Source organism: Frankiales bacterium, assembly GCA_016125335.1.
Lineage (GTDB): Bacteria > Actinomycetota > Actinomycetes > S36-B12 > CAIYMF01 > Longivirga.
The window spans coordinates 73,308-95,599 of sequence record WGLY01000004.1 but is presented as its reverse complement, the minus strand read 5'-3'; the positions used below and the strand labels follow the sequence as shown (position 1 = coordinate 95,599).

Annotated in this window: 22 protein-coding genes; 10 read left to right on the top strand and 12 right to left on the bottom strand. The window is 72.9% G+C overall.

Annotated elements, in window-relative coordinates; genetic code table 11:
* Positions 1-8: 8 nt before the first annotated feature.
* From GC157_03220 to GC157_03185, 8 genes are all read right to left on the bottom strand, one after another.
* Positions 9-1,493: an aldehyde dehydrogenase family protein gene (locus GC157_03220; protein ID MBI1376482.1), complete on the bottom strand. Its 1,485-nt coding sequence runs from the start codon at positions 1,491-1,493 to the stop codon at positions 9-11.
* Positions 1,490-1,714 carry a 4-oxalocrotonate tautomerase gene (locus GC157_03215; GenBank protein MBI1376481.1) on the bottom strand — a complete coding sequence of 75 codons (225 nt, stop codon included), beginning with the start codon at positions 1,712-1,714 and terminating at the stop codon, positions 1,490-1,492. Before GC157_03215 ends, GC157_03220 begins: the two co-directional genes overlap by 4 nt.
* A 12-nt stretch (positions 1,715-1,726) precedes the next feature.
* Complete coding sequence (locus tag GC157_03210) at positions 1,727-2,419, bottom strand: 4-oxalocrotonate decarboxylase (protein MBI1376480.1); 693 nt, start codon at positions 2,417-2,419, stop codon at positions 1,727-1,729.
* 77 nt (positions 2,420-2,496) lie between these two features.
* The gene (dmpG, locus tag GC157_03205; protein MBI1376479.1) at positions 2,497-3,558 is read right to left on the bottom strand and encodes a 4-hydroxy-2-oxovalerate aldolase; all 1,062 of its coding nucleotides are present in this window, start codon (positions 3,556-3,558) and stop codon (positions 2,497-2,499) included.
* Positions 3,555-4,409, bottom strand: a complete 855-nt coding sequence (locus tag GC157_03200; GenBank protein MBI1376478.1) for an acetaldehyde dehydrogenase (acetylating) — start codon at positions 4,407-4,409, stop codon at positions 3,555-3,557. Before GC157_03200 ends, dmpG begins: the two co-directional genes overlap by 4 nt.
* A 62-nt stretch (positions 4,410-4,471) precedes the next feature.
* Positions 4,472-5,260 carry a 2-keto-4-pentenoate hydratase gene (locus tag GC157_03195; protein ID MBI1376477.1) on the bottom strand — a complete coding sequence of 263 codons (789 nt, stop codon included), beginning with the start codon at positions 5,258-5,260 and terminating at the stop codon, positions 4,472-4,474.
* The gene (locus tag GC157_03190; GenBank protein ID MBI1376476.1) at positions 5,257-6,075 is read right to left on the bottom strand and encodes a helix-turn-helix domain-containing protein; all 819 of its coding nucleotides are present in this window, start codon (positions 6,073-6,075) and stop codon (positions 5,257-5,259) included. Before GC157_03190 ends, GC157_03195 begins: the two co-directional genes overlap by 4 nt.
* Before the next feature lies 1 nt (position 6,076).
* Positions 6,077-6,781 (bottom strand): hypothetical protein, encoded by a 705-nt coding sequence (locus GC157_03185; protein MBI1376475.1) that lies wholly within the window; start codon positions 6,779-6,781, stop codon positions 6,077-6,079.
* An 82-nt stretch (positions 6,782-6,863) separates the two neighbouring features.
* Here GC157_03185 and GC157_03180 point away from each other — a divergent pair, with 82 nt between their 5' ends.
* The 10 genes from GC157_03180 to GC157_03135 all read left to right on the top strand — a co-directional run bounded on the left by GC157_03180 (position 6,864) and on the right by GC157_03135 (position 17,235).
* Positions 6,864-7,772 carry a catechol 2,3-dioxygenase gene (locus GC157_03180; protein ID MBI1376474.1) on the top strand — a complete coding sequence of 303 codons (909 nt, stop codon included), beginning with the start codon at positions 6,864-6,866 and terminating at the stop codon, positions 7,770-7,772.
* On the top strand, positions 7,772-8,683 hold the full coding sequence (locus GC157_03175; GenBank protein ID MBI1376473.1) for a catechol 2,3-dioxygenase: 912 nt from the start codon (positions 7,772-7,774) through the stop codon (positions 8,681-8,683). The genes GC157_03180 and GC157_03175 overlap by 1 nt, the downstream gene beginning before the upstream one ends.
* 32 nt (positions 8,684-8,715) lie before the next feature.
* Complete coding sequence (locus GC157_03170; GenBank protein ID MBI1376472.1) at positions 8,716-9,768, top strand: histidine phosphatase family protein; 1,053 nt, start codon at positions 8,716-8,718, stop codon at positions 9,766-9,768.
* Positions 9,765-10,856: a hypothetical protein gene (locus GC157_03165; protein MBI1376471.1), complete on the top strand. Its 1,092-nt coding sequence runs from the start codon at positions 9,765-9,767 to the stop codon at positions 10,854-10,856. The genes GC157_03170 and GC157_03165 overlap by 4 nt, the downstream gene beginning before the upstream one ends.
* A 94-nt stretch (positions 10,857-10,950) precedes the next feature.
* Positions 10,951-12,762: a hypothetical protein gene (locus GC157_03160; protein ID MBI1376470.1), complete on the top strand. Its 1,812-nt coding sequence runs from the start codon at positions 10,951-10,953 to the stop codon at positions 12,760-12,762.
* Positions 12,763-12,867: 105 nt separating this feature from the next.
* Positions 12,868-14,121 (top strand): Rieske 2Fe-2S domain-containing protein, encoded by a 1,254-nt coding sequence (locus GC157_03155; protein MBI1376469.1) that lies wholly within the window; start codon positions 12,868-12,870, stop codon positions 14,119-14,121.
* Positions 14,122-14,185: 64 nt separating this feature from the next.
* A complete protein-coding gene (locus GC157_03150) occupies positions 14,186-14,410 on the top strand; it encodes a hypothetical protein (GenBank protein MBI1376468.1) in 225 nt (74 codons plus the stop codon).
* A gap of 20 nt (positions 14,411-14,430) precedes the next feature.
* Positions 14,431-15,186 carry a hydratase gene (locus GC157_03145; GenBank protein ID MBI1376467.1) on the top strand — a complete coding sequence of 252 codons (756 nt, stop codon included), beginning with the start codon at positions 14,431-14,433 and terminating at the stop codon, positions 15,184-15,186.
* Positions 15,183-15,827, top strand: coding sequence for an HAD-IA family hydrolase (locus GC157_03140; GenBank protein MBI1376466.1), 645 nt, complete (start codon positions 15,183-15,185; stop codon positions 15,825-15,827). The genes GC157_03145 and GC157_03140 overlap by 4 nt, the downstream gene beginning before the upstream one ends.
* Positions 15,828-15,870: 43 nt before the next feature.
* On the top strand, positions 15,871-17,235 hold the full coding sequence (locus GC157_03135; protein MBI1376465.1) for an NAD(P)-binding protein: 1,365 nt from the start codon (positions 15,871-15,873) through the stop codon (positions 17,233-17,235).
* 16 nt (positions 17,236-17,251) lie between these two features.
* Here GC157_03135 and uppS read toward each other — a convergent pair whose 3' ends face one another.
* The 4 genes from uppS to GC157_03115 form a co-directional block, all read right to left on the bottom strand.
* On the bottom strand, positions 17,252-18,028 hold the full coding sequence (gene uppS, locus GC157_03130; protein MBI1376464.1) for a di-trans,poly-cis-decaprenylcistransferase: 777 nt from the start codon (positions 18,026-18,028) through the stop codon (positions 17,252-17,254).
* A 33-nt stretch (positions 18,029-18,061) separates the two neighbouring features.
* Entirely contained in the window at positions 18,062-18,451 is a 390-nt protein-coding gene (locus GC157_03125; protein ID MBI1376463.1) for a carbonic anhydrase, read from the bottom strand.
* Positions 18,452-18,629: 178 nt separating this feature from the next.
* The gene (locus GC157_03120; protein ID MBI1376462.1) at positions 18,630-19,625 is read right to left on the bottom strand and encodes a sucrase ferredoxin; all 996 of its coding nucleotides are present in this window, start codon (positions 19,623-19,625) and stop codon (positions 18,630-18,632) included.
* Positions 19,622-22,138 carry a DNA topoisomerase 4 subunit A gene (locus GC157_03115; protein ID MBI1376461.1) on the bottom strand — a complete coding sequence of 839 codons (2,517 nt, stop codon included), beginning with the start codon at positions 22,136-22,138 and terminating at the stop codon, positions 19,622-19,624. The genes GC157_03120 and GC157_03115 overlap by 4 nt, the downstream gene beginning before the upstream one ends.
* Positions 22,139-22,292: the final 154 nt, after the last annotated feature.

The window sequence follows — 22,292 nt, the reverse complement described above, 5'->3', positions numbered from 1 at the left end:
TGCCGTGCTCAGGACGGGAACTGGATGACGACGGCCTTGGACTCGGTGAAGAACTCCTCGGAGTAGGCGCCGCCCTCGCGCCCGATGCCGGAGTCCTTCATGCCCCCGAAGGGGGCCCGAAGGTCGCGCACGAAGAAGCAGTTGACCCACATCGTCCCCGTGCGGACCTCCCGCGCGACGCGGTGCGCGGTGTCGAGGTTGGTGGTCCACACCATGCCGGCGAGCCCGTAGCGGTTGTCGTTGGCGAGCGCGATCGCCTCGTCCACCGTGTCGAACGGCACCACGACCTGCACGGGGCCGAAGATCTCCTCCTGGGCGATGCGCCAGGAGTTGTCGACGTCGGCGAACACGGTGGGCTCCACGAAGTTGCCGCGGGCCAGGGCGCCGTCGGTGACCCGGTGGCCGCCGGTCATGAGCTTGCCGCCCTCGGCCTGCCCGAGCTCGAGGTAGCCGAGCACCTTGTCGAGATGCTCGGTGGAGACCAGCGGCCCGATCTGCGTGGCGGCCTCGCGCGGGTCGCCCACCACGAGCGACTCGGCGGCCTCGACGTAGCGGGCCAGGAACTCGTCGTAGACGGAGCGCTGCACCAGCAGCCGCGACCCGGCGAGGCAGACCTCGCCCTGGTTGCGGAAGATGCCGTCGATCGTCCCCCTGACCGCGAGGTCCATGTCGGCGTCCTCCATCACGATGCTCGCGCTCTTGCCGCCGAGCTCGAAGGAGACGCGCTTGAGGGTCGCGGCCGCGTTGGCCATGATGATCCGCCCCGTGGCGCTCTCCCCGGTGAAGGTGACCAGGTCGACGCCGGGGCTCGTGGTGAGCCGCTCGCCGGCCGCGTCCGGGCCGAAGCCCTGCACCACGTTGAGCACGCCCTCGGGCATGCCGGCGTCGGCGAAGCACTGGGCCAGCAGGGACGCGGTGACCGGCGACTGCTCCGCGGGCTTGAGGACCACGGTGTTGCCGAACGCCAGCGCCGGGGCGACCTTCCAGGACTCCAGCATCATGGGGAAGTTCCACGGCGAGATGCAGGCCGAGACCCCGACGGGCTCGCGCAGGGTGTACGTGAGCACCTTGTCCCACGGCCGGGGGAAGGCCTCGGTGTGCTGCTGCTCGGCGAAGTCGGCGAAGAAGCGGAAGTTGTACGCCGTGCGCGGCACGTCCTTGGTGCGGCACTCGCTGATGGGCTTGCCCATGTCGAGCGTCTCCCAGAGCGCGAGCTCGTCGAGCCGCTCCTCGATGAGGGCCGCGGCGCGGTGGATGATGCGCCGCCGCTCGGCGGGCGACATCCGCGGCCACGGGCCCTCGTCGAAAGCGCGCCGTGCGGCCGCGACGGCGCGGTCGGCGTCGGCGGTCGACCCCTCCGCCACGGTGGCCACGACCGAGTTGTCGATGGGGGACACGGAGTCGAAGGTGGCGCCGTCGAGGGAGTCCACCCACTGCCCGTCGATGAAGTGGCGGACCGCGCGGGGCTGGTCGACGAGGGGCGCGGAGGTCATGGCTGGGTTCCTTCCGGGGCGGGTGGCTGGGGGGCCCGGGCGACGGAGTAGGGGACGCCGCCGACGCCCCAGTCCTCGCCGGTGATCTCGTAGATGGCGACGCGGATGCGGTCGCGAGGGGTGCCCGTGGCCTCGGCCATGGCGTCGGTCAGGCCGGAGATGAGCGCGTGCTTCTGCTCCACGGTGCGGCCCTCGACCATGGTCACCTGGATGAGCGGCATCGTCGGACCTCCTTAACGGCAGGCGAGCTCGACGGAGCCGAGCCGGTCGAAACGGGCCACGACGGTGTCGCCCGGCGCAACGGGGATGGCCTCGGTCATCCCGCCCGCCATGACGACGTGACCCGCCTCGAGCCCCTGGTCGCGCCGCGCGAGCGCACGCACCAGCCAGGCCACCGCCGTGGCCGGGTGGCCCATGACCGCGGCGCCGGCGGCGGTGGACACCAGCTCGCCGTTGCGCTCGAGCACGCAGCCGGTGAGGCGCAGGTCGATGCCGTAGGGGTCGAGCGCGGTGCCGCCCAGCACGAAGCCGGCCGAGGACGCGTTGTCGGCGGTGACGTCGTCGAAGGTGAAGGAGTAGCCCGCGTAGCGGGAGTCCAGCACGTCGATGGCCCCGAAGCAGGCCTCGGTCGCGGCGAGCACCTGGGCGGCGGTGACGTCCGGACCCTCGAGGTCGCGCCCGAGCAGGAACGCGATCTCCGGCTCGACCCGGGGCTGGATGAACCGCTCGCAGTGCAGCGCCGCACCCGTGTCGAGCGCCATGTCGGCGGTGAGCCAGCCGTAGAGCGGCCGGTCGACCTTCATCTGGCGCTGCTTGGCGGCACTGGTCAGCCCGAGCTTCGCGCCGACGACGGCGTGACCCGCCTCGACGCGGGCGCGCACCACGGCCTCCTGCACCAGTAGGGCGGTGTCCTCGTCGAGCTCCATGCTCGCCGACAGCGGCTCGAGGGCGCGGCGCTCGCTGACCGCGCCGAGCAGCCGGTCGACGAAGGGCGCGATGTCGCTCACGACGCCGTCGCCTCCGCGTCGGCGTGCGCCCCGGCGAGCTCGAGCGCGACGTCGATGATCATGTCCTCTTGGCCGCCGACCACCTTGCGCCGACCGAGCTCGAGCAGGATGTCGGCCTGCGAGACGCCGTAGCGCTCGGCCGCACGCTGCGCGTGCAGCAGGAACGACCCGTAGACCCCGGCGTACCCGAGCAGCAGGCCGGCGCGGTCGACCACCTGCTGGCGGCTCATGAGCGGCCGGGTGACCTCCTCGGCGACGTCCATCAGCTTCAGCACGTCGACGCCGGACTCGATGCCGTTCTTCTCGCACACGGCCGCGAGGATCTCGGTGGGGCAGTTGCCGGCGCCCGCGCCGAGGCCGGCGCTGGTGCCGTCGAGGTTGCGCGCCCCCTCCTCGTAGGCGGCGATGCTGTTGGCCACGGCCAGCGACAGGTTCTGGTGGGCGTGCACCCCGAGCGGTACGTCGATGCCGCCCACGATCTCGGCCACGCGGGCCCGCACCTCGTTCGTGGTGAGCGCGCCCGCGGAGTCCGCGAAGTAGACGGTGTCCGCGCCGTAGGACTCGAGGAGGCGGGCCTGCTGGAGCAGACCCTTCGGGTCGTTCATGTGGGCCATCATGAGGAAGCCGACGGCCTCCATGCCGAGGTCCTTGGCGGCCTTGATGTGCTGCTCGGTGATGTCGGCCTCCGTGCAGTGCACGGCGATGCGGGCCACGCCCACGCCGAGGTCGCGCACCCGCTTGAGGTCGTCGACGGTGCCGATGCCGGGCACGAGCAGGCAGGCGATCTGGGCCTGCGTGGTGGCCCCGACGGCCGCCTCGACCAGGGCCAGCTCGTCCACCTTGCTGAAGCCGTAGTTGAACGACGAGCCGCCGAGCCCGTCGCCGTGGGCCACCTCGATGACCTGGACGCCGGCGGCGTCGAGCCCGCGGACGATGGCGACGACCTGGTCGACGTCGTACTGGTGCGAGATGGCGTGCGAGCCGTCGCGCAGCGTGGAGTCGATGAGGCGGAAGTCCCGCGTCACCTCGGTGCGGCCGGTGTCGGGAGCGGTGCTCATGCCGCGACCTCCTGGTGGGACGCGATGGCCTCGCCGACGCGCACTGCGGCGGCGGTCATGATGTCGAGGTTGCCGGCGTAGGTGGGCAGGTAGTCGCCCGCGCCCTCCACCTCGAGGAGGATCACGACGCGGTGCGGCACGAGGCCGCCGGGGGTGTTGAACGGGCCCTCCTCGATCACCGGGCGCTGCTTGAGCCGGTAGCCGGGGACGTAGCGGGCGACGTCGGCGACCATCGCCTCGATCGAGGACAGCACGGCCGCGTGGTCGGTCCCCTCAGGCAGCCCGCAGAACACGGTGTTGCGCATGAGGATCGGTGGCTCGGCCGGGTTGAGGATGATGATGGCCTTGCCGATCTCGGCACCGCCGATCTCCTCGAGCGCCTTCGCCGTCGTGCGCGTGAACTCGTCGATGTTCTGCCGCGTGCCCGGCCCGGCCGAGCGGGACGAGACCGCCGACACCATCTCCGCGTAGGGCACCCGGGTGACCCGGCTGACGGCGGCGACCATCGGGGTGGTTGCCTGGCCGCCGCAGGTGACCATGTTGATGTTCGGCGCGTCGAGGTGCTCCTCGAGGTTGACCGCGGCGATGACCTTGGGTCCGCGCGCCGCCGGAGTCAGGTCGATGGCACGGATGCCCAGCTCGGCGAGCACCTTGGCGTGGCGCACGTGCACGTAGGCGCTCGTGGCGTCGAACACCATGCGCACGGAGTCGGGGTGCTCGCGCACCCAGTCGATCCCGGTGTGCGGCGCCTCGTAGCCCCGGGCGCGGGCGCGGGCCAGGCCCTCGCTGTCGGGGTCGATCCCGATCAGCGCGACCAGGTCGAGCGAGGGGGAGCGCTCGATCTTGTACATGAGGTCGGTGCCGATGTTGCCGGAACCGATGATGGCGACGGGAAGTCCCACGGCGAGGCCTCTCAGACGATCCGGACGGTGACGGGGCCGAGCCGGTCGAACTCGGCGCGGTAGGTCTCGCCGGCGGCGACCGGCACCGCGGCGTGGAGGGCTCCGGTCATGACGATCGAGCCGGAGGGGAGCGAGGCGCCCAGCGGGTGCAGCGTGCGCACCAGCCAGGCGACCGCGGCGGCGGGGTTGCCCAGCGCCGCGGCGCCGGCGCCCGTGGCGATGACCTCGCCGTCGCGGGTGAAGACCATGCCGGTGAGCAGGAGGTCGACGTCGGCCACCGGGACGACCCGCCCGGCGACGACGATGGCCCCGCTGCTGGCCATGTCCGCCACCGTGTCGGGGAGCTTGATCCGCCAGTCGGCGACGCGGCTGTCCACGAGCTCGATCGAGGCGACGACGCCCTCCGTCGCGCGGAGCACGTCGAGCGGGGTGCAGTCGGGCCCGGACAGCTCGGCCCCCAGCACGAGGGCGATCTCGGCCTCGAGGCGGGGCGCGATGTAGTCGGCCGCGGCGACGGCGGCGCCGTCGAGGTGCACGTGCGAGGCCATCACCGGAGCGAAGTCGGGGGAGTCCACGCCGAGCAGCTGCTGCATCGGCTTGCTGGTGAGGCCGAGCTTGTAGCCGACGACGCGGTCGCCGTCCTCGAGGTAGCGCCGCACGACGCCCTGCTGCACGAGGTACCCGTCCTCGAGCGTGAGGTCCGGGTCGGCCTCGGTGAGCGGAGGCACCGGCACGCGGGTGCGCCGGGCCTCGTAGAGCGCGGCGGCGAGCTCGTCGGCGCGCTCGGCGGACAGGGTCATCGGGTACCCTCCTGACGGGCGGCGGGCTCGACCCAGCCCAGCCGCCGGCTGATCGCGGCCGCGGCCTCGGTCACCGGCCGCACGTAGCGGCGCAGCGTCGCGCCCTCCATGCGCTGGATCGGGCCGGCGATGGACAGCGCGGCCACCACGGTGCCGCGCAGGTCGCGGATCGGGGCGGCGATCGACGCCACTCCGAGCTCGGTCTCGTTGACGTTCTCGGCCCATCCCTGCACCAGCACCTGGTGCAGCTGCACGCGCAGGGAGGCCTGGTCGGCGATCGTGTACTGCGTCTTGCGCGGCAGGCGCCAGCCGGAGAGCACCCGGTCGAGCTCGGCCTGGGGGAGGTGCGCGAGGAGCACCTTGCCCGTGGAGGTGCAGTGCGCGTCGTTGCGGTGGCCCACGCGGCCGAAGAGCCGGATCGTGTGCGGCGACTCGCGGCGCTCGACGTAGACCACGTGGCGGCCGTCGAGCACGGCGATCTGCACGGTCTCCTTGGTGAGGTTGCGCAGCTGCTCGATCACCGGGTTCGCCGCGGTGTGCAGGTCGATCGCGGACTGCACGCTCGCTCCGAGCTCGTGCATGGTGAGCGCGAGCCGGTAGCAGCCGGTGTCCGGGTCCTGCTCGAGGAGCCGCTCGACGGTGAGCGTGTGGAGCAGCCGGTGGGTCGTGCTCTTGCCCAGGCCGAGCCGGCGGGACAGCTCGCTGACGCCGATCTCCCGGTCCCCCTTGCCGAACTCCTTGAGCAGGCGGGCGGCGTTGCTCACCGACGCGAGCACCTGCGTGTCGCCCAGCGGGCGCAGCTCCCGGTCGGTCATGTCAGCGCCCCGCCGGGTGGGGGACCTCGGACGGCGCGCGCAGCGCCGCGACGAGGGCGGCGCGCACGGCGTCGTCGTCGGCCTCGGAGTCGGCGCAGACGGCCGAGAGGCGCTCGTCGCGCGGTGCGAGCTGAAGTGCGAGCAGGCGCGCGGCCCGGTGCAGGCCGAGCCGGTCGGCGACGGCGTACTCGTCGGCGATCTCGCCCCGGGAGCCGCCGCCGGAGCGGGCGCGGATCGTGTCGTGGTCGTGGAAGGCCGCTGCGTGCTGGTTGGCCAGTGCCGTCCCGGCGTGCTGCGCGTGGTGCGCCGAGAGGCCGGCGCCCGGCGAGACCGACAGGTGGTAGACGACGTCGGGGACGCCGAGCACCTCCCGCACGGCCGCGGGCTGGGGCCCGTCGCTCTCGTCGACGGCGCCCAGGGCGGGCACCACGATGGGGTCGAAGAACCGCAGCGTCCACTCGAGGCCCGGCAGGGAGCCGGGGACGGCGACCTCCGGCCCGGCCGGGGGCGCGAGCGGCGCGGTGGTGGCCAGCACGTGCAGGTGGCGCACCCCCACGGCCAGCACGGTCACACGATCCACCTGGAGGAGCGGCAGGGATCCGCGCTCGCCCACGGGCAGGTGCCGTGCCTGGTCCAGGTAGGCGCCGTGCAGCGCGGACACGAAGCCGGCCATGGCCTCGCGGAGCTGCCCGGGGTCTGCGGTCATGGCTCGGACGCTACGTCACCAACGTCCCGCATGGCGGCACATCGGTCCGATGTGCGGGACAGCACCGCCTACCTTCGCCGCCATGGGCATCCTGCGGCTCGGCCACGTCGACGTGACGGTCACGGACCTCGATCTCGCGACCGCCTACTACACCGAGGTGATGGGTCTCGTCGTCGTCGAGCGCGACGCGGACTCGGTCTACCTCAAGTGCTGGGACGAGACCGACCACCACTCGCTGCGCCTGGTGTACGCCCCGCGGGTGGGCTTCGACCTCATGAGCTTCAAGGTCGAGCGCGAGGACGACCTGTCCGACCTGGAGAACGCGGTGTCCCGCTACGGCTTCCCCGTGCAGCGGGTCTCGAAGGGCGAGTCCGTGGGCCAGGGCGAGTCGATCCGGTTCGCCACGCCGTCCGGGCACGTCATGGAGCTGGTGCACGACGTCGAGAAGGTCGGCGGCCTGCTGCCCAAGGTGAACCCGGCGCCGTTCGTCACCGGGGTGCCGGGGATCGCCCCGCCGCGGATGGACCACCTGCTGGTGACGGCCGAGGAGGTCGGCGAGGCGACGACCTTCTACACCAACGTGCTGGGCTTCCGCGTCACCGAGCAGCTCCTCGACGGCAACGGCCACCAGATCGGCACCTGGATGGAGCGGTCGCACTCCCCGCACGACCTCGCCGTGGTGGCCGGCCCCAACGGCGGGCTGCACCACTTCGCGTTCTGGCTCGACGACTGGGAGGCGGTCCGCAAGGCCGCTGACACCCTCGCCTACAACGGCATCCAGATCGACGTCGGCCCGACGCGACACGGGGTCACCCGCGGATCCACGATCTACTTCTTCGACCCGCTCGGGACCCGCAACGAGGTGTTCACCGGCGGGTACCGGCCCGACCCCGACTTCCCCACGATCACCTGGACCGAGGACAACATCGGGCGCGCCGTCTTCTACTACGAGGGCGAGCTCAACGACCGCTTCATGAAGGTGCACACCTGATGGGCATCCTGCGACTGAGCCACGTGGAGGTCCGCGTCCCGGACCTCGAGCTCGCCACCGCCTACTACTGCGAGGTCGTCGGCCTCGTGGAGACCGCCCGCGAGAGCGAGCGGGTGTTCCTCAAGAGCTGGGACGAGCACCAGCACCACTCCGTCGTCCTCACCTGGGAGCCCACCCACGGGCTGAACCACTTCGGCTTCAAGGTCACCGACGCCGAGGACCTCGACGTGTACGCCGCGCGGCTCAAGGAGGCCGGCGTCGACGTCACCCGGTACGCGCCGGACGAGTGGGCCCCCGGCCACGGCGCCGCGATCCGCTTCACCCTCCCGAGCGGGCACTCGATGGAGCTCGTGCACGGGATGCAGCAGGTGGGCAACCTGCTCCCGCTCACCAACCCGCCGCCCAAGCCGCTGGGCCTCGTCGGCATCGCCCCGCCCCGGCTCGACCACCTGTTCCTCACCGCCGAGGACGTCGGGGGCATCACCGACTTCCTGGTGGAGGTGCTCGGCTTCCGGGTGACCGAGCAGGTGCTCGGCGACGACGGGTTCCGCATCGCCACGTGGCTCGAGGTCTCCCACGCCAGCCACGACATCGCGCTGGTCACGGGGCCCAACGGCGGACTGCACCACTTCGCGTGGGCGGTCGAGGACTGGACGGCGATCCGCGACGCCGCGGACATCTGCGCCTACCACGGGGTGCGCATCGAGACGAACCCCACGCGGCACGGCGCCACGCGCGGCCACTGCCTGTACTTCTTCGACCCGGTCGGCAACCGCAACGAGGTGTTCACCGGCGGCTACTGGGTCGACCCCGACGACGAGCCGACGATCTGGACCGAGGCGGAGATGGGCCGGGCGCTCTTCTGGTACGACGGCGTGGTCAACCAGCGGTTCCTGACGGTGCACACGTGACCGCCGTCCAGGAGCCGGAGGCCGGCCCCACCCTGCCCCGCACCGAGCGCCCGGACGCGCCGGCCTACCTCGCGCGCTACCTCGAGCGCGCCGGCCGCAGCGTCACCCACGAGGAGGCGGCCGACGACGCGACGCCGCTCTACCTGCGCCGCTTCCGCGAGCGGCGGGAGAACGTCGACCCCTTCGAGTCGCGGGTCCCCAGCTACGACGGCCAGCAGATCAACACCACCCGCGGCTGGGCGGAGGTCACCCGCACGAAGGAGATCGTCCCCGAGCGCCGCGAGCAGGCCGCGCAGGTCGCCACCGACGTCTACTTCGTGCGTCACGGTGAGACTCAGGGCTACAGCTCGGAGTCCGGGCTGACGCCGCTGGGGTCGTGGCAGTCCCACCGGCGGGGCCAGGAGATCGCCCGCCGCGTGCTGGACGGCCACACGGTGCGCATCGCCTGCGCCGACACCAACCGGGCGCGCCAGACCGCCGAGCACCTGCGGCGCGGGCTGCTCGACGGCATGAGCCTGTTCGGCCGCGAGGCGACCGTCGGCGAGATCGTCGCCTACCGCGAGTTCCAGAACTTCGGGGTCGCGACGCCCGAGGGGCTGCGCGACGTCACATCGGCCTTCCGCCTCTACGCGAAGGAGCTCGAGGCGTTCGAGCGCACCTCGATGGGCGAGCGGCCCGGGTGGCTGGTGGAGATCGACCGGTTCTGGAAGATCCAGAACGGCGGAGGCGACCCCATCACCCACTGGCTCACCATGCCGCTGCTGCACTTCGAGCCCCCTGTCTCGGCCGTGCGCCGGTTCTGGGCCGGGCTGCTGCGCATCCACCGCGAGACGCCGGGCAACTCCGTCGTCGTCACGACCCACTCGGGTCCGATCCGCGCCTTCGCCACCTGGGCGATGGGCTACGACCCCGGCGAGCCGTTCAACACCGAGTTCGTCCGGGTCCGCCTCATCGACGGCGGCGTCACGGCGCTCGTCCTCTACCGCAACCGTGTGCAGGAGGTGCAGGTGCCCGACCTGGACTCGCTCCCCGACTGGTGGTCCGGCACCGCGACCGGCCGCGACGTCGCCGAGGAGGTCCGATGACGACGATCAGCTGGTTCGAGAGCTACTGGGCCGGGATGAAGAGCGAGGTGGGCGGCAAGGCCGCGAGCCTCGGCGAGATGACCGGCGCCGGCCTCCCGGTGCCGCCCGGCTTCGCGATCACCACCAACGCCTACCGCCGGGCCCGCGACGAGGCCGACCTCGACGCCCAGGTCGCCCGGCTGCTGTACGGCATGGACGTCAACGACACGGACTCGGTCACGCAGCGCTGCGCGGAGATCCGGCGCCTGATCGAGACCATGCCCATCCCCGAGGGGATCGAGCTGCAGATCCGGGGCGCCTACCTCGAGCTCGGCGCGCGTGCCGGCACCAAGGAGGTGCCCGTCGCGGTGCGCTCCTCGGCCACCTCGGAGGACTCGCCCGACGCGTCGTTCGCGGGCGAGCACGACACCTACCTGTGGGTGCGCGGCGTCGAGGACGTCATCGACGCCGTGCGCCGCTGCTGGGCCAGCCTGTTCACCGACCGCGCCACCTGCTACCGGGTGGAGATGGGCTACGACCACCGCTCGGTCGAGATGTGCGTCGTCGTCCAGAAGATGGTGCACCCCAAGGCGGCCGGGGTGGCGTTCACCCTCGACCCGACCAACGGCGACCGCTCGCAGGTGGCGATCGACGCCGCGTGGGGGTTCGGCGAGGGCGTGGTGGCCGGGGAGGTCACCCCGGACAACTACCGCGTCGACAAGGTGATGCTCGACGTCACCAAGCGCGTCGTGAGCAGCAAGACCCACGAGTACGTGCTCACCGACCACGACTCCGTCGAGAAGGTGGAGACCGCGCCGGACCGGGTGGACGCGCCCTGCCTGACCGACACCGAGATCAAGGCGATCGCCAAGCTGGCCAAGACAGCCGAGCGGCACTACGGCTGCCCGCAGGACATCGAGTGGGCCGTCGACCTCGACCTGCCGGAGGGCGAGAACATCATCCTGCTGCAGTCGCGGCCGGAGACGGTATGGAGCAAGAAGGGCCCGAGCGCCGTCGTGGCGCCCGGGTCCGCACCCGGCGACTTCATGTCGAGCATCGTCTCGACGCTGATGTCGCCGCTGCACTCCAAGGGGGCGGGGAGTTCCTGACCGACTCCCCGTGCACGCCAACCACCGAGACCGCCGCGACGGAGCGGCAGTCACCCCAGGGACGGACCGCGAGGACCGTCGAGAAGGAGAGGGCATGGCTGGGAAGTTCCCGCTCCCGTCGGAGATCACCACTCCGCCCGGAGCCGAAGGCTGGCAGGAGCTCTACGCGTACTCCTCCACGTGCAGTCCGGCACGCGCCGAGTACGAGGACTCCATGTTCTGGTTCCAGGACGGCGTCCACTGGCCCAAGCCCCTGCTGCCCTGGGACGCGTCGTTGATGGAGGTCGCGATCGTCGCGCTCTCGCAGTACAACACGCGTCACCTCCTCGTCCCACCGGCGAACGGGATCGACTTCCGCATCGTCAACGGCTACACGTACCTCTCGCCGGTGCCGGCCCCCGAGGCCGACATCCCCGCCCGCGCCGAGCAGTTCATGCAGCGCGCCGGCCACTACTTCGTGAACTGGAACCAGCTCTACGAGAACTGGCTGGTCAAGATCCGCGACCTGGTGAAGGGCATGGAGGCCCTGGAGTTCTCGCCCCTGCCCGACGTCGAGCCGCTCGAGGTCGTGACCTCGGGCGCCGGCAAGGGCGCCGGCGGCCAGATCCAGGCGAACTACCTCGAGCTGCTGAACTCCGCGAGCACCCTGTGGCAGTACCACTTCGAGTTCCTCAACCTGGGGTACGCCGCCTACCTGGACTTCTTCGGCTTCTGCAAGCAGGCGTTCCCGGGCATCTCCGACCTCGCGATCGCCAAGATGGTCGCCGGTGTCGAGGTCGACCTCTTCCGCCCCGACGAGGAGCTCAAGCGGCTGGCCCGCATGGCCCTCGACACGGGCGTGGCCGAGGCCTTCTCGCTCGGCGACGTCACGGCGACCTGCGAGGCGCTGAAGTCCTCGGGCGAGGCGGGGCAGGCCTGGATCTCCTCCTTCGAGCAGTCGGCCGAGCCGTGGTTCAACTTCTCGACCGGCTCCGGCTTCTCCAGCCAGGACAAGATCTGGATCGAGAACGTCGAGATCCCGTTCGAGTTCATCCGCGGCTACATCGACAAGCTGCGCTCGGGCGCCGACATCGCGCGGCCCACCGAGGCGATCTCGGCCGAGCGCGACCGGATCGTCGCCGAGTACACCTCGCTGCTCGCCAGCGACGAGGACCGCGAGGCCTTCCACGGCAAGCTCGGCCTCGCCCGCGTGGTGTTCCCGTACGTCGAGAACCACAACTTCTACGTCGAGCACTGGAGCCACTCGGTCATCTGGCGCAAGATGAAGGACATCGGCGGCGTGCTCGCCAAGGAGGGCTTCCTCGAGGAGCCCGAGGACATCTTCTACCTCAAGCGCCACGAGGTCCCCGACGCACTGTTCGACCTCTACCACTCGTGGGCGGCGCCCGCCCCGCCGCGCGGCCCGTCGTACTGGCCCCCGCTGGTGGCCAAGCGCAAGCAGATCCTCACCGCCCTCGAGCAGTGGAAGCCGACGCCGGCGCTCGGCACGCCGCCGGAGGTCGTCACCGAGCCGTTCACGATCATGCTCTGGGGCATCACCTCCGACTCCATCGCCAACTGGCTGGGCGGCGGGGCCGGCGAGGACGGGTCGCTGTCCGGGATGGCCGCCTCGCCCGGCGTCGTCGAGGGCCCGGCCCGGGTGATCTTCGGCCCGGACCAGATCAACGAGGTGCAGGAGGGCGAGATCCTCGTGGCCCCGCTCACCGCGCCGAGCTGGGCGCCGATCTTCGGCAAGATCCAGGCCACCGTCACCGACACCGGCGGGATGATGAGCCACGCCGCGATCGTGTGCCGCGAGTACGGTCTGCCGGCCGTGACCGGCACCGGCTTCGCCACCTCCACCATCAGGACCGGGCAGCGCATCCGCGTCGACGGGTCCAACGGCAAGGTCACCGTCCTCGACTGAGGACACCCTGTCCCGCCTGGGGGGCCGACGCGGCCTCCCGGGCGGGACGCTCCGGCACACTGCGAACGACGGCCAGACCTGCGTCCAGTCCGAAGGGAACACGAGATGCTCACGGTGGAGCAGAACAACGAGCTCACCCAGATCGGCCCGGGAACGCCCATGGGCGAGCTGCTCCGGCGGTACTGGTACCCCATCGCCTTCGAGCAGGACTTCGACGACGTGCCCTCGCGCACCGTTCGGCTGCTCAGCGAGGACTGGACCCTCTACAAGACCCCGAGCGGCAAGTACGGGATCATCGGCGAGAAGTGCGCGCACCGCCGCGCGTCGCTCACCTACGGCGTCGTGCACGAGGACGGCATCCGCTGCGGATACCACGGGTGGAAGTTCGGCTTCGACGGCACGTGCGTCGAGCAGCCGGCCGAGGCCGACAACCAGAACTTCCGCGACCGCGTGACGATGAAGTCGGGCAAGGCGCAGACCATGGGCGGCATGGTGTGGGTGTACGTCGGGCCGGACCCGGCGCCCGAGCTGCCGCGCTTCGACGTGTTCGTGAAGGACGGCGTGCGCGACGTCGGCTACACCACGATCCCGTGCAACTGGCTCCAGATCATGGAGAACTCCGTCGACCCGCACCACGTCGAGTGGCTGCACGGCTACTACTTCAACTTCGTCGGCGAGACCCAGGGGTTCGAGGCGCCCAAGGCGTTCCAGAAGCGCCACATCAAGACGGGCTTCGACGAGATGGAGTGGGGGATCCTCAAGCGCCGCGTGCTGGAGGGCTCCACCGAGGAGAACGACGACTGGAAGATCGGCCACCCGCTGGTGTTCCCGTTCTACATGCGCGTGGGCGGCGCCTACATCGACCAGATGCAGATCCGCGTGCCCATCGACGAGACCCACACCTGGAAGCTCTTCTACTCCACGCACAACCCCGGCGAGCTGCTCACGACGCAGGAGCGCCCCCACGTCTACGAGTACCTGTGGAAGGACGAGCAGGGCCGGTTCATCACGGACTACATCGAGGGCCAGGACATCATGGCCTGGGTGTCGCAGGGCGAGATCACCGACCGCACCCAGGAGCACCTCGGCCGCTCGGACGCCGGTGTCGCGATGCTGCGCAAGATGTTCAAGGAGAACATGCGCAAGGTCGCCAACGGCGAGGACCCGATCGGGACGGTCCGGGAGAAGCACGACATCATCAACCTGCCTTGCGAGAAGGACAAGTTCGGTGCCGAGCGCACGTTCGCGGCGGCCTGGATCAACGGCGGGTCGATGCGCTACAGCCCGATCAAGGACCAGTTGCTCGAGCTGCACGAGTCCTACTGGGCGAACCTGGAGAAGGCCGAGGCTGGTGCCTGACGACCGGTCGGAGGTGGTGGCGCGGGCCGCGGAGTCCGCGCCGCTCCCGGCCGACCCGCACGAGCTGCCGCCGCCCGGGGCCTGGTTCGCCCGCGACGCCGAGCGGCACTACCTCGACCGCCCGCGGTTCTGCCCGATGTGCGCGGCCTCGATCGGCGAGCACGGCGGCATCACCACGGAGTACTGGACCGGCGACACCCGCAACTTCATGACGTGGTGCGGCGCCTGCGGATGGTTCGGCGAGGTCGTGCGCTTCGACCGGGTGACCATCATGGAGGAGGAGCACTGACCTCCGGCACCGGCGTCGACGTGGAGCACGTCGCCGCGACGATCGACGCCGCCCACCTGCGCGCGGCCGAGCTGGACGCCGACGGCCTGCCGGTGGGCGACCTGGCCACGGCATACCGCGTGCAGGCTGCGCTCACCCGCCGCCGCACGGCCCGGGGATCGCACCGGATCGGGTGGAAGCTGGGCTACACCTCGCAGGCGATGCGCGCCCAGATGGGCATCGACCGGCCCAACCACGGCCCGCTGCTGTCCGACATGGTGATCGGCGACGGCGACACCCTCCCCGCGGGGCTCATCCACCCGCGGGTGGAGCCGGAGATCGCGCTGCGCCTGGCCCGCACCCCGCCGGCCGGGGCCGGCCCGGAGGAGGTGCTCGCGGCCTGCGCCTCCGCGCACGCCGCGCTCGAGGTGGTCGACTCGGCGTGGCGCGACTACCGCTTCGACGTCGAGCACAACACGGCCGACGGCTCGTCGGCGGCGGGCGTCGTCCTCGGCCCCCAGCTGCCGCTGTCGCGGCTCGACGAGGTGGCGGTCACCCTCGAGGTCGACGGCCGCGCGGTGGCGTCGGGCCGGGGAGCCGACGCCGCCGGCCACCCCGCCGCCGCGCTGGCCTGGCTCGTGGGGGCGCTGGCCGAGGCCGGCGAGACCCTGCGGCCCGACGACGTCGTGATCACGGGTGGGCTCACCGCCGCGCACCCGGTCGGGCCTGGTGGTGCGGTGTCGGCGACCTTCGCGCACCCGGACGGCGCCCGCGTGCAGGTGACGGTGCGGCGGTGAAGGCCCTCGTCCTCGACTTCGGCGGCCCGGTGCTGCGCACGCCGTTCGAGCTGCTGCGCGGCGGCGAGCGGCGCGCGGGGCTGGCGCCGGGCTCGCTGGCGTGGTCCGGCCCGTTCGACCCCGCCGCGGACGCCGAGTGGCGCCGGATGCAGGCGGGGGAGACCACCGAGCGCGCGTACTGGCAGGACCGCGCGGCCGAGTTCGCCGCGCTCACCGGGGCCGACGCGGGCTTCCGCGGGCTGATGGACGTGCTCTTCGACGGCGAGGAGCGCGAGCTCGTGCGGCCCGAGGCCCGCCTGCTCGTGCACGCCGCGCACGCCGCCGGGCTCGCGGTGGCCGTGTGCACCAACGACCTCCAGGCGTTCCACAGCCCGGAGTGGGTCGCCCGGATGTCGGTGCTCGGCGACGTCGACCTGCTCGTCGACGGGTCCGTCGAGGGCGTGCTCAAGCCCGACCCGCGCATCTACGCCCTGGTCACCGAGCGCCTCGGCGTGGCCGCCGAGGAGTGCGTGTTCGTCGACGACCAGCCCGGCAACGTCGCGGGCGCCGTGGCCGTGGGCATGCGCGCGGTGCTCTTCGACGTCACCGACCCGTCGCGGTCCTACGCCGAGGCGCGCGAGGCGCTCGGCCTGCCCGGGTGAGCTCGCGCGACACGCGGCACCCGGGCGGCGTCGGGGGCGCCGGGTGTGGTCGGATGCCGATGTGACCCATCGCATCGCCGTCGTCGGTGCCGGCCCATCCGGGCTCTACGCGGCCGACGCCCTCGCCTCAGCCGGAGTCCACGTCGACGTCCTCGACCGCCTGCCCGTGCCGTTCGGGCTGGTGCGCTACGGCGTCGCGCCGGACCACTTCTCGATCCGCTCGGTGCGCGACACCCTCGCGCACGTGCTCGAGCGGCCGGAGGTGCGCCTGCTCGCCGGGGTGGAGGTGGGCGACGTCGACGCCGGGGCCGACGTCTCGGTGGCCGAGCTCCTCGCGGCCTACGACGGCGTGGTGCTCACCTACGGCGCGGCGCGCGACCGCCGCCTGGGCGTGCCCGGCGAGGACCTCGAGGGCAGCGTCGCGGCGACCGACCTCGTCGCCTGGTACTGCGGCCATCCCGACGCCGACCGCGAGAGGATCGAGGCGGCGCTGGCCGCGGCACGGTCCGTGGTGGTCGTGGGCGTCGGCAACGTCGCCGTCGACGTCACCCGCATCCTCACCGCGCCGCTGGAGCGGCTCGAACGCACCGACATGCCGCAGCACGTCCTCGACGCGTTCGCGGCGTCCGGCGTCACCGACGTCCACGTGCTCGGGCGCCGCGGGCCGGCGCAGGCCACGTGGACCACGAAGGAGCTCAAGGAGCTCGCGGACCTCGACGGCGTCGACGTCCTCATCGACCCCACGGACCTCGAGCTCGAGCCGGTGAGCGCGGCGCTGGTGGAGAGCGACCGCGTGGTGGCGCGCAACGTCGAGGTGATCCGCAGCTGGTCCGACCACGTGGCCGACACCACCCACCGCCACATCCACCTGCACTTCCACGCCCGCCCGGCCGAGCTGCGCGGCACCGACCGCGTCGAGTCGGTGGTCGTCGAGCGCACCACCGTCGACGAGACCGGCGCCCACGGCACGGGCGAGACCTACGAGGTCCCCGCCGACCTGGTCGTGCGCTCGGTGGGCTACCGCGGCGTCGGGCTTCCCGGCGTCCCCTTCGACTCCGCCCGCAACGTCATCCCCAACGTCGACGGTCGCGTCGTCGACGAGGAGGGCGCACCGGTTCCGGGGCTCTACGTGGCCGGCTGGATCAAGCGCGGGCCCACCGGGATCATCGGCACCAACAAGAAGGACGCCGCGGCCACCGTCGCGTCGCTGCTGGCCGACCTCGAGGGCGTCGACCCCTGCGCCGGCGACGGCTGCGCCGACCTGCTGCGCGAGCGCGGCCGGGCCGCCGTCGACCGCACGGGCTGGGCGGCGATCGACGCCGCCGAGCGCGCGCTGGGCGCCTCGCGCGGGCGCGACCGCACCACGATCCACGAGCGCGACGGCCTGCTCGGCGCCGCCGGCGGGTGAGCGTCGCGGCGCCGGCTCAGGCCCCGGCGTCGCGCGCGGCGAACGAGCGCAGCGCGCGGAGGAAGTCGACCCGGCGGAACGCCGGCCAGTACACGTCGGCGAACCACAGCTGCGACTCGACGCCCTGCCAGAGCATGAAGTCGGAGAGCCGCTGCTCGCCGCTCGTGCGGATGATGAGGTCCGGCTCGGGCAGGCCCGGGTTGTAGAGGTGCGCCGAGACGTCGTCCTCGTCGAAGCGGGTCGCGAGCTCGGCGGCGCTGGTGCCGGCCGCGGCCGCGTCGACGAGCGCGGAGCGCACGGCGTCGACGATCTCGCTGCGCCCGTCGTAGCCGATGGCCACGGTGAGGTGGTGGCGCGTGGGCCGGGAGAGCGTCGCCTCCCGGGCCGCCTTGAGCGCCCGCGACGTGGAGCCGGGGAGGAGGTCGAGGTCGCCGGCGAGGTGGAGCTGCCACGAGCCGCCCGCGGTCGCCAGCCGCGAGGCGATGACGTCCTCGGCGACCTCCATGAGGAATGCGACCTCGGGGCCGGGCCGCTTGGCCAGGTTGTCCTTCGAGGCCACCCACACGGTGACGTGCCCGATGCCGACCTCGGCGCACCAGGCCAGCAGGTGCTCGACGTGCTCGGCGCCGAACCGGTGGCCCACGCTGGGGTTCGGGTGCCCGTGCTCCCGCGCCCAGCGGCGGTTGCCGTCCATGATGACCGCGACGTGGGCCGGCAGCGCGACGGTGCGCAGCCGTCGCTTCAGGAGCGCGCCGTACAGCGCGCGCACCGGGTCAGCGATCCCCACGCGCAGCAGGCTACGCGCCCCGCGCGCCGGATCTGCGCCTCACACGTCGCGGGGGTGCAGGCGTCCGGTGTGGACGTCGTAGACGGCGCCGCCCACGACGAGGTCGCGGGGGAGCAGCGGGTAGGAGCGGATGCGCCGCACGTCGTAGGCGAGCGCGGCCTCCTGGTCCGGCACGGTGCGGAACTCCACCGACCAGGTGTCGACGCCGTAGTCCTCCTCGATCTGGGTGTGCATCTGCTCCTCGGTGGCGCTGGCCATCTTGCAGTGCGTGTGCGGCATCACCAGCACGCGCGTGACGTCGAGGAAGTACGTGGCGAGCACGAGGGTGCGCAGGACGTCGTCGGTCACCCGGGCGCCGGCGTTGCGCACGATCTTCACGTCGCCCTGCTCCATGCCGAGCAGGCCCAGGGGCTCGATGCGGCTGTCCATGCAGGTGACCAGCGCGAGCCCCTTCGCCGCGCGCCCCGTCAGCGCGGTGCCCGCGAAGCCGGCGGCGTAGAGGTCGTTGCCGGCGAGGGCGTCGGCGAAGGTCTCGCTCGGGAACTGGGTCACGGCGCGACCGTAGCGAACCGCGGCCCCGCCCGGTGGCGCGGGCGCCGGCAGCCGGTCAGCGCCACGGCCGGACGGGCTCGAGCTCGTCCGCGACCCACGCGTGGCCGTCGGCCGGCGCCTTGCCGCACGACTCCGGCCGGGGCGGCGTGAGGGTGCGACGACGCACCACCACGCGCCAGGCCCGGCCGTCGCGGTGGCGCACCTCGACGTCGGCGACTCCGTCGGTGCCGCCCCAGCGCAGGGCGATCGGCACCACCTGCTCGCCGGAGCGGCGCAGCACGTCCAGCGCGTCGATCTCGGTGACGTGCGCCTGCGCGCGCACGGCGTGCTCGGCGGCCTGGGCGGGCTGGGCGAGCGCGGTGCGGCCGCGGTGGTGGGCCAGCGCGCCGAGCTCGCCGCGGCCGGCGGCGTCGAGGATGTCGCCGGCCGCCCGGGCGTCGAAGCGGCCGAAGGAGTGCCCGGTCGGCAGCAGGAGGGCGGTGGGGGCGAAGCGGTGCCCGCCGAGGTGGCTCACCTCGAGCACGGAGCCGGCCCGCCGGGGGTCGGCCGCGAGCGCGTCGGCGACCGGGCGGCCCTCGATGGCGCAGCAGACGTCGCGCCGCGCGTTGGTGCACACGAGCAGGAGCGGGTCCGTGCTGCGCGAGCCCCACGGGGGGAGCCGGCCGTCGGCCGCGCCGATCAGGACGTCGTGCAGGTCCGGCCGGGTGAGCTCGGCGTCGTCGAGCCGCCCGGCGCGCATGCGCACGCCGCCGGGCGAGGTGTGGGCCAGCCAGAACCGCCGGCCCTCGACCGGCACGTGGTCGTCGGCGTGGCGGCCGACCGGACGGGCGAGCAGCACGGTGGTGCCGGCGTCCTTGGGAAGGGTGCCCAGGGAGTGCTGCAGCGGCGCGGGCAGGTGCGACTCGGTGACGGCGCGGAAGCCGTAGGGCCCGGGCTGCTCGAGCACGAGCCACGCCCGGGCCCGGGGCGCGGTGCCCGGCAGCGGCTCGTCGAGCTGGCGCGCCAGCACCGAGCAGCGCGAGGGACCGTCCGACGGCGGGCCCCAGCTCACGAGACCGGCTCGTCGGCGCCGGAGGCGTCGTCCGCGGAGGGGTCCGCCGAGGGCGGCCGGGGGCCGCCGGGCGAGAGCGGGCCGCCGACCGCCGCGACCGGGCGCGAGGTGGGCAGCCCGGAGGCGTCGCGGCGCGGGTCCACGGGGGGCAGCGGGGCCGGCGCGCCCTGCGGGGTGGCCGCGCGCGCAGGTGCCGGGCCCGCCCACGCCACGAGCAGGGTGTCCTCGCCCTTGAGGAAGCGCTGCGCGCGCACGCCGCCGGTGGCCCGGCCCTTGCCCGGGAACTCGGCGAACGGGGTGACCTTGACGGTGGCGCCGGAGGTGCCCGGCAGGGCGCCGGTGGTGCCGGCCGCGGTCACCACCACGTTGTCGCGGCCGGGGTCGACGGCGCCGAAGAACAGCACGCGCTGGCCGTCGTCCACGCGGATCCCCGCCATGCCGCCGGCCGGGCGGCCCTGCGGGCGCACGCTGCTGGCGGGGAAGTGGAGCAGCTGCGCGTCCGTGGTGACGAACACCAGCTCCTCCTCACCGGTGGAGAGCTCGACCGCGCCGACCACGCGGTCACCGTCGTCGAGCCGGACCACGCTCCACGAGTCGGCCGAGGCGGGCACGTCCGGCGAGACCCGCTTGACGACGCCGGCCGCCGTGCCCAGCGCGAGCCCCTGCCCCTCGCCGGACACCGAGCACAGCGCCACCGGCTGCTCGCCGCGCTCGAGCTCCGCGAGCGCGGCCAGCGGGACGCCGCCGGCGAGCGAGGGCGCGCCGTGGGTGGGCGGCAGCGCGGGCAGCTCGAGCACCGGCAGGCGCAGCACCCGGCCGGTGCTGGTGACCAGGCCGACGTGGCCGCGCGCCGTGGCGTGCACGGCGGACACGACGACGTCGTGCGGGCCGCGCTCCCCGTCGCCGGGCAGGTCCCTCGAGTCGCCGGTGCGGGCCAGCAGCCCTGTGCTCGACAGCAGCACCACGCACGGCTCGTCGGCCACCTCGAGCGGCACCGCGGCGGACCGGACGGGCGCGGCGGAGGCCTCGAGCAGCACGGTGCGCCGCGGCGTGCCGTGCTCGGCGGACACCGCGGCGAGCTCGTCGCTGACGACTTTCCGCAGCCGCTTGTCGTCGTCGAGGATCGCGGTGAGCTCCTCGATGCGGGCGCGCAGCTCGTCGCGCTCGCCCTCGAGCTCGATCCGGCTGAACTTCGTGAGCCGGCGCAGCGGCATGTCGAGGATGTAGGTGGCCTGCACGTCCGACAGGTCGAACACCGCGATGAGGCGGGCCTTCGCGGCGGCGGGGTCGTCGCTGGAGCGGATGAGCGCGATGACCTCGTCGATGTCGATGATGGCGACGAGCAGACCCTCGACGAGGTGCAGCCGCTCCTCGGCCTTGCGCCGCCGGAACGCCGAGCGGCGACGCACGACCTCGAGCCGGTGGTCGACGAACACCTCGAGCAGCTCGCGCAGCCCGAGGGTGCGCGGCTGGCCGTCGACGAGGGCGACGGCGTTGATCCCGAAGGAGTCCTCCATCGGGGTGAGCGCGTAGAGCTGCTCGAGCACAGCCTCGGGGTGGAAGCCGTTCTTCACCTCGATGACCAGCCGCAGGCCGGACTCCATGTCGGTGAGGTCGATGACGTCGGCGATCCCGGTGAGCCGCTTGGCGTCGACGGCCTCCTTGATCTTGGCGATCACCTTCTCCGGCCCCACGTTGTAGGGCAGCTCGGTGACGACGATGCCCTTGCGTCGCGGGGTGACGTTCTCGACGTGGGCGGTGGCCCGGATGCGGAACGAGCCGCGGCCGGTCTCGTAGGCCTCGCGGACGCCGTCGAGGCCCACGATGCGCCCGCCGCCGGGCAGGTCCGGACCGGGCACGAAGCGCATGAGGTCCTCGAGCGTGGCCCGCGGATGGGCGATCAGGTGCCGTGCGGCGGCCACGACCTCGACCAGGTTGTGCGGCGCGATGTTGGTGGCCATGCCCACCGCGATGCCCGACGCGCCGTTGACCAGGAGGTTGGGGAACGCCGCGGGGAGCACGCCCGGTTCGGTCTCGCGGCCGTCGTAGTTGGGCGAGAAGTCGACGACGTCCTCGTCGAGGCCGGCGGTCATGAGCAGGGCGCTCGCGGCCAGCCGGCACTCGGTGTAGCGCATCGCGGCCGGACCGTCGTCGAGCGAGCCGAAGTTGCCGTGCCCGTCGACGAGGGGGAGCCGCAGCGAGAACGGCTGCGCCATGCGCACGAGCGCGTCGTAGATCGCGCCGTCGCCGTGCGGGTGCAGCTTGCCCATCACGTCGCCCACGACGCGGGCGCTCTTGACGTGGCCGCGGTCCGGGCGCAGGCCCATCTCGGCCATCTGGAACAGGATGCGGCGCTGCACGGGCTTGAGCCCGTCGCGTGCGTCGGGCAGGGCCCGCGCGTAGATGACGGAGTACGCGTACTCGAGGAACGAGCCGCGCATCTCCTCGGAGACGTCGATGTCGACGATCTTCTCGGGGACGTCCGGCGGCGGGGGCGTCGTGCGACGGGCCATGCGGTGCTCAGGTGCTCCTGCGTCGGGGCGAGGGCGCTCGCCGGGAGGGGTGCGGGCGGGGTCCCGTCACGGTGCCACTCTGCCACCGCCGCCCGACGCCCCCCGGCACCGCCACGACGGACGGCCGCCGCAGCGGACGGCGAGCGGCGTCGGC